Raw genomic sequence first — 6,000 nt, 5'->3', positions numbered from 1 at the left:
TCAGCATCGGCCGCAGCCGCTTGCCGCCGGAGGAGATCAGATGGTTGGCGACCTCCGGGATCATGGTCACGTCCGAACCGGTCCGCGACAGGATCGTGGCGTTGACGCGCTCCATATCAGGGGCGACAAGGGCAACCAGCTCTTCGATCGACGCGCCGGGAGTTTCGAAAGGTACGATGACGGCCACGCCGGTCTCCAATATTTGCCCCGGAGGGGCTATTCTGACGGAAAGACAATAGAAACTGGCGGCGGATGCGGCAAGGCCCGCGGAACCATTGACATTTGCCGCTTTAGCCCCCTCTCAGGCAAGGAAACCTGCGTTTTGCGTGAACTGGTTCGGACCAACGATATGGTGCTGGTGTCGGCGATCGGCGCGCTGCTCGACGGCGCCAACATCCATCATCTGGTGCTGGACCAGAACATGAGCATCATCGAGGGCTCGCTCGGCATTTTGCCGCGGCGGATCCTGGTTCATGAGGACGACGCCCAGGAGGCGCGGGAGCTCCTCACCGAGGCCGGCCTCAGCCACGAACTGCGCGGCGATGAGTGAGGCCGCAGATATCACCGAGGACGCCTTTCTCGGCGGGCAATTGCGCCTGAGACAGAAGCGGAGTGGCCACAGAGCCGGGCACGACGCCATTCTGCTTGCGGCGGCGACGGAGGCCCGCCCCGGGGACCGCGTGGTCGATTTCGGCGCCGGGATCGGCACGGCCGGGCTGGCGCTGGCCCGGCGCGTCGCTGGTATCGGGCTGAGCCTGGTCGAGATCAATCCGGAGCTGGCCGAGCTCGCGCGCGCCAATGCAGCCGCGAATGCGCTTGCCGCCGAGATCATCCTGCTCGATGTCACCGCCGACGCCACGGCCTTTGCGGCAAACGGGCTGCCGCCCGACAGCGTCGACGCGGTGCTGATGAATCCGCCCTTCAACGATCCGGCCCGGCATCGCGGCTCGCCGGATCAGGCGCGTCACACCGCGCATGTGGCGACGGAGGAGACCCTGCATGCCTGGGTGCATGCAGCGCGGCGCATCCTCCGATCGAATGGTGTGCTGACATTGATCTGGCGCGCAGATGGCATCGCCGATGTCCTGGCGGCGCTGTCACGCGGCTTCGGGAGCCTTTCGATCCTGCCGGTTCACGGTGAGGCGGGGCGGCCCGCGATCCGCGTGCTGGTGCGTGCGGTCAAAGGCGGCCGGGCTCCGACGCGATTGCTGCCGGGCCTCATGCTCAACGACGAGTCAGGCGTGTCCAAAAAAGAGGTGACGGAGATTTTGGAGGGGAGAGCGGCCTTGCCGCTGATGGAACCGTGACGACTTACTGCGGAAGCGATTCCGACTGCTGCTCTTGCGGGGACGTCAAGCGGATCGCCATGAACAGCGCACCGATCAGCAGCATCAGCAGATAGATTTTCATGGTGTTCTCCGCTGCCTCATTGCAGCCTCCCAACGGAAAATCTGCAAAACACGTTCCAGGCACTTCCAATGACAGTCGCGTGATAAGAAATGGTTAATCAGAGGTAACGGCATGGCCGAACAATTGAAAGATCGTGAGAGTTCCGGCCTGGCCGACAAGCTCATGCAATATCTGCCGGCGCGCTTCCGCCCCGGTACCGCGGTCGTACCGGTGGTGCGGCTGTCCGGTGTGATCGGTGCGGTGACGCCGCTGCGCCCGGGCATGACGCTGGCGGGCGTCGCGCGGGTGCTGGAGCGCGCGTTCTCGTACCGGCACGCCAAGGCGGTGGCTCTGGTGATCAACTCGCCCGGCGGCTCGCCGGTGCAGTCGCGCCAGATCTACCTGCGCATCAAGCAGCTCGCGGCGGAGAAGAAGCTGCCGGTGCTCGTGTTCGTCGAGGACGTTGCGGCGTCCGGCGGCTACATGATCGCCTGCGCCGGCGACGAGATCATCTGCGATCCCTCTTCGATCCTCGGCTCGATCGGCGTGGTCGGCGGCAGCTTCGGTTTCCAGGAGGCGATCAAGCGGCTCGGCATCGAGCGGCGCCTCTACACGGCCGGCGCGCACAAGGCGATGCTCGATCCTTTCCTCCCCGAGAACCCCGACGACGTCGCCAAGCTGAAGGCGCTCCAGCGCGAAATCCATCAGATTTTCATTTCCCTGGTGAAGGAGAGCCGCGGCGCGCGCCTCAAGGGCGCGGACGACGCCCTGTTCACGGGCGAATACTGGGCCGGCGAGAGTTCGATCGCGCTGGGGATCGCCGACAGCATCGGCGATCTCCGCTCAACTCTTCGTGCCCGCTATGGCGAGAAGGTTCTCACCCCCGTGATCGCGCAGCCGACCGGGCTGCTCTCCGGCTTTCTGGGCCGGAAATCGCCCGGCGCGGGGCAGCTTTCGGCCATGGAATCAATGGTCGGCCTGCCGGACGATCTGATCTCGGCGCTTGAGACGCGGGCGATCTGGGCGAAATTCGGGTTCTAGGCGCAGCCCTCCCGCGCCATTTGGCCTCTTGGCCTGCCGATTGCGGCGCAGCCCCGACTGCGCAACAATGTGCGTGGGGGCTGAGCACTCAACGAGGATCGACCGATGCCGCCGTTCGTCGCTTTCGCGGGCGTCCTGGGTGGGCTTGCCGTGGTCCGCTGGGCCTACAAGACTGCTGTCAGGATCAACCGGGAGCTGGAGGAGATGCGCCTCTCGCGCGTCGCCGAGGCCGCCCATATGGGGAACATCCAGACCCTGAAACGTGACCCCGTGACCGGAGCCTATCGGCCGGGTTAGGCGCGCCCCATGTAAGGTGCCCTAGGGTGGGCAAAGGCGCTGTTGCGCCGTGCCCACCATTCCCTTCGGCAATCGTGGCGACGATGGGGGGCACGCTTCGCTTTGCCCACCCTACGGCACCGTCACTCTACGGCGGCCGTTAAGCCCGAATCCGCCCCTTTGCCTTGATTCCCACTCCCGCCGTCGATACGGTCCCGCGCGATTCAACCCCCCCGCGAGAGCCTGATCTGACGATGGACGCCTCATTGCCCGCCCATATGCGCCCGGAACGCTCGTTCCAGGGCTTCATCCTCGCGCTCCAGCGGTTCTGGGCCGAGCAGGGCTGCGTGATCCTGCAGCCCTACGACATGGAGATGGGCGCGGGTACCTTCCATCCGGCGACCACGTTGCGCGCGCTCGGGCCAAAGCCCTGGAACGCGGCCTATGTGCAGCCCTCGCGCCGGCCCAAGGACGGCCGCTATGGCGAGAACCCGAACCGGATGCAGCACTATTACCAGTTCCAGGTGATCATGAAGCCGTCGCCGCCGAACCTTCAGGAGCTGTACCTGAAGTCGCTGGCCGCGATCGGCATCGATTCCGCCGTGCACGACATCCGCTTCGTCGAGGACGATTGGGAGAGCCCGACGCTGGGCGCCTGGGGCCTCGGCTGGGAGTGCTGGTGCGACGGCATGGAAGTCAGCCAGTTCACTTACTTCCAGCAGGTCGCCGGCTTCGAATGCGCGCCGGTCGCGGGCGAACTCACCTACGGTCTCGAGCGCCTCGCGATGTATGTGCAGGGCGTCGACCGCGTCTACGACCTCAACTTCAACGGCCGCGACGGCGATGCCAAAGTCACCTATGGCGACGTCTTCCTGCAGGCCGAGCGCGAATATTCGAAGCACAATTTTGAAGTCGCCGACACCGCGATGCTGTTCGAGCAGTTCAAGATGGCGGAGGCAGCCTGCCGGAAATATCTCGACGCCGGCTGGAAGGACGACAAGCGCGAGGCGCATCTGATGGCGCTGCCGGCCTACGACCAGTGCATCAAGGCCAGCCACGTCTTCAACTTGCTCGATGCCCGCGGCGTGATCTCCGTGACCGAGCGGCAGAGCTACATTCTTCGCGTGCGTGAGCTGGCCAAGGCCTGCGGCGAGGCCTGGATCCATACTGAAGCGGGCGGAGCGGCCTGATGCCCGATCTTTTGCTTGAACTGTTCTCCGAAGAAATCCCCGCGCGCATGCAAGGGAAGGCGGCCGACGATCTGCGCCGCCTGGTCACCGACAAGCTCGTCGCCGAAGGCCTGGTTTACGAGGGCGCCAAGGCGTTCGCGACGCCGCGCCGCCTCGCGCTCACCGTGCACGGCATCCCGGCGCGCCAGCCTGACCTCAAGACCGAACGTCGCGGTCCGAAGGTCGGCGCGCCCGACGCGGCCGTGCAGGGCTTCCTGAAGGCGACGGGATTGAAGTCGCTGGATGAAGCAAAAATCCAGCGCGACCCCAAGGGTGATTTCTACATCGGATTGATCGAGAAGCCTGGCCGCGACGCGATCGACGTGCTCGCGGAAATCCTGCCCGTCATCATCCGCACCTTCCCCTGGCCGAAATCGATGCGCTGGGGCGCGCGCTCCGGCAAGCCGGGTTCGCTGAGCTGGGTGCGTCCGCTGCACGCGATCACCGCGACCTTCGGGCTCGAGACCGAAGAGCCCGATGTCGTGAAATTCGAGGTCGATGGCATCACGACCGGCCAGACCACCTACGGTCATCGCTTCATGGCGCCGGACGCGATTTCCGTGCGTCGTTTTGAAGACTACGAAGCGAAGCTGAAGGCCGCCAAGGTCATCCTCGATCCGCAGGCGCGCAAGGACATCATCTTCGCCGACGCCAAGGAGCTGACCTTCGCACAAGGCTTCGAACTGGTCGAAGATCAGGTGCTGCTGGACGAGGTCTCGGGCCTCGTCGAATGGCCCGTCGTCATGATGGGATCGTTCGAAGCGGAATATCTCGCGATTCCGGACGAGGTGATCCGCGCCACCATCCGCAACAACCAGAAGTGCTTTGTGGTCAAGGATCCCAAGACCGGGAAGCTGACCAACAAGTTCGTCCTCACCGCCAATATCGAGGCGGCCGACGGCGGCAAGGTCATCGTATCAGGCAACGAACGCGTGATCCGTCCGCGCCTGTCGGATGCGAAGTTCTTCTACGAGACAGACCTGAAGACGAAACTCGAAGATCGGCTGCCGAAGTTCGAGCAGATCGTGTTCCACGAGAAGCTCGGCACGCAGGCAGCGCGGATCAAGCGCATCGAGCGGCTCGCAGCCGAGATTGCGGCACTGGTCGGCGCCGATGTCGCGAAGGCGACGCGCGCGGCGCATCTGGCGAAGGCGGATTTGCTCACCGAGGTCGTCGGCGAATTCCCCGAAGTGCAGGGCCTGATGGGCAAGTACTATGCGCTGGCCCAGGGCGAGGACGCGTCCGTCGCCGCCGCCTGCGAGGAGCACTATAAGCCGCAAGGACCGACTGATCGCGTGCCGACCGATCCGGTCAGCGTTGCGGTCGCGCTTGCAGACAAGATCGATACCTTGGTCGGGTTCTGGGCCATCGACGAGAAGCCGACAGGCAGCAAGGACCCCTATGCGCTGCGTCGCGCGGCGCTGGGCGTGATCAGGTTGATCGCCGAGAACGCGCTGCGTCTGTCGCTCATGAAGGTGGCGACATCTGCGCTCACCGGTTTGTCGGTGAAGCCGGCCGATGCGCAGAAGCTGCCGAGCGACCTCCTCGCCTTCTTCGCTGATCGCCTGAAAGTACAGCTCCGTGAGCAGGGCGCGCGGCACGATCTCGTCGATGCCGTGTTTGCGCTCGGCGGCCAGGACGACCTGCTGATGATCGTCCGCCGCGTCGAGGCGCTCGGAAAGTTTCTCGAGAGCGACGACGGTAAGAACCTGCTGGCTGGCATCAAGCGTGCCAGCAATATCCTTGGCATCGAGGAGAAGAAGGACAAGCGCAGCTTCGAAGGCGCGCCCGACGTTGCGCTTTACAGCCTGGCCGAGGAAAAGGCGCTGGCAAAGGCGATAGGCGAAGTGCAGGCGGAAGCCAGCGCCGCCGTCGTCAGGGAAGACTTCGCGGCCGCGATGAGCGCGATGGCCAAGTTGCGTCCGCCGGTCGATGCGTTCTTCGACAAGGTCCGCGTCAACGACGACGATACGAAGGTGCGCGAGAACCGCCTCAAGCTGCTGAACGAGATCCGCAGCGCCACGCGTGCGGTGGCGGATTTCTCGAAGATCCAGGATTGAGGTCG

Annotated in this window: 6 protein-coding genes and 1 pseudogene; 6 read left to right on the top strand and 1 reads right to left on the bottom strand. The window is 64.7% G+C overall.

Annotated features, from left to right (window positions below; translation table 11 throughout):
• Positions 1 to 187, bottom strand: a pseudogene (locus IC66_RS0115820) (polyprenyl synthetase family protein); the annotation flags it as partial.
• A gap of 135 nt (positions 188 to 322) precedes the next feature.
• On the opposite strand from IC66_RS0115820, the gene IC66_RS0115815 reads away from it, so the two are divergent.
• The 6 genes from IC66_RS0115815 (at position 323) to glyS (ending at position 5,995) form a co-directional block, all read left to right on the top strand.
• On the top strand, positions 323 to 550 hold the full coding sequence (locus tag IC66_RS0115815) for a putative signal transducing protein (protein ID WP_018323354.1): 228 nt from the start codon (positions 323 to 325) through the stop codon (positions 548 to 550).
• On the top strand, positions 543 to 1,307 hold the full coding sequence (locus IC66_RS0115810) for a tRNA1(Val) (adenine(37)-N6)-methyltransferase (protein WP_028141658.1): 765 nt from the start codon (positions 543 to 545) through the stop codon (positions 1,305 to 1,307). Before IC66_RS0115815 ends, IC66_RS0115810 begins: the two co-directional genes overlap by 8 nt.
• A gap of 214 nt (positions 1,308 to 1,521) precedes the next feature.
• The gene (locus tag IC66_RS0115800; RefSeq protein ID WP_038948280.1) at positions 1,522 to 2,430 is read left to right on the top strand and encodes a S49 family peptidase; all 909 of its coding nucleotides are present in this window, start codon (positions 1,522 to 1,524) and stop codon (positions 2,428 to 2,430) included.
• Between the two features lie 105 nt (positions 2,431 to 2,535).
• Entirely contained in the window at positions 2,536 to 2,727 is a 192-nt protein-coding gene (locus IC66_RS0115795) for a hypothetical protein (RefSeq protein ID WP_028141656.1), read from the top strand.
• 233 nt (positions 2,728 to 2,960) lie between these two features.
• Positions 2,961 to 3,896, top strand: a complete 936-nt coding sequence (locus IC66_RS0115790) for a glycine--tRNA ligase subunit alpha (protein WP_038948278.1) — start codon at positions 2,961 to 2,963, stop codon at positions 3,894 to 3,896.
• Positions 3,896 to 5,995 (top strand): glycine--tRNA ligase subunit beta, encoded by a 2,100-nt coding sequence (glyS, locus tag IC66_RS0115785; protein WP_038948277.1) that lies wholly within the window; start codon positions 3,896 to 3,898, stop codon positions 5,993 to 5,995. Before IC66_RS0115790 ends, glyS begins: the two co-directional genes overlap by 1 nt.
• Positions 5,996 to 6,000 lie beyond the last annotated feature (5 nt).

The organism is Bradyrhizobium genomosp. III (assembly GCF_000261705.1).
GTDB lineage: Bacteria > Pseudomonadota > Alphaproteobacteria > Rhizobiales > Xanthobacteraceae > Bradyrhizobium > Bradyrhizobium ottawaense.
Note: the sequence above shows the minus strand (reverse complement) of the source record. Positions and strands in the feature narration are given on the sequence as shown.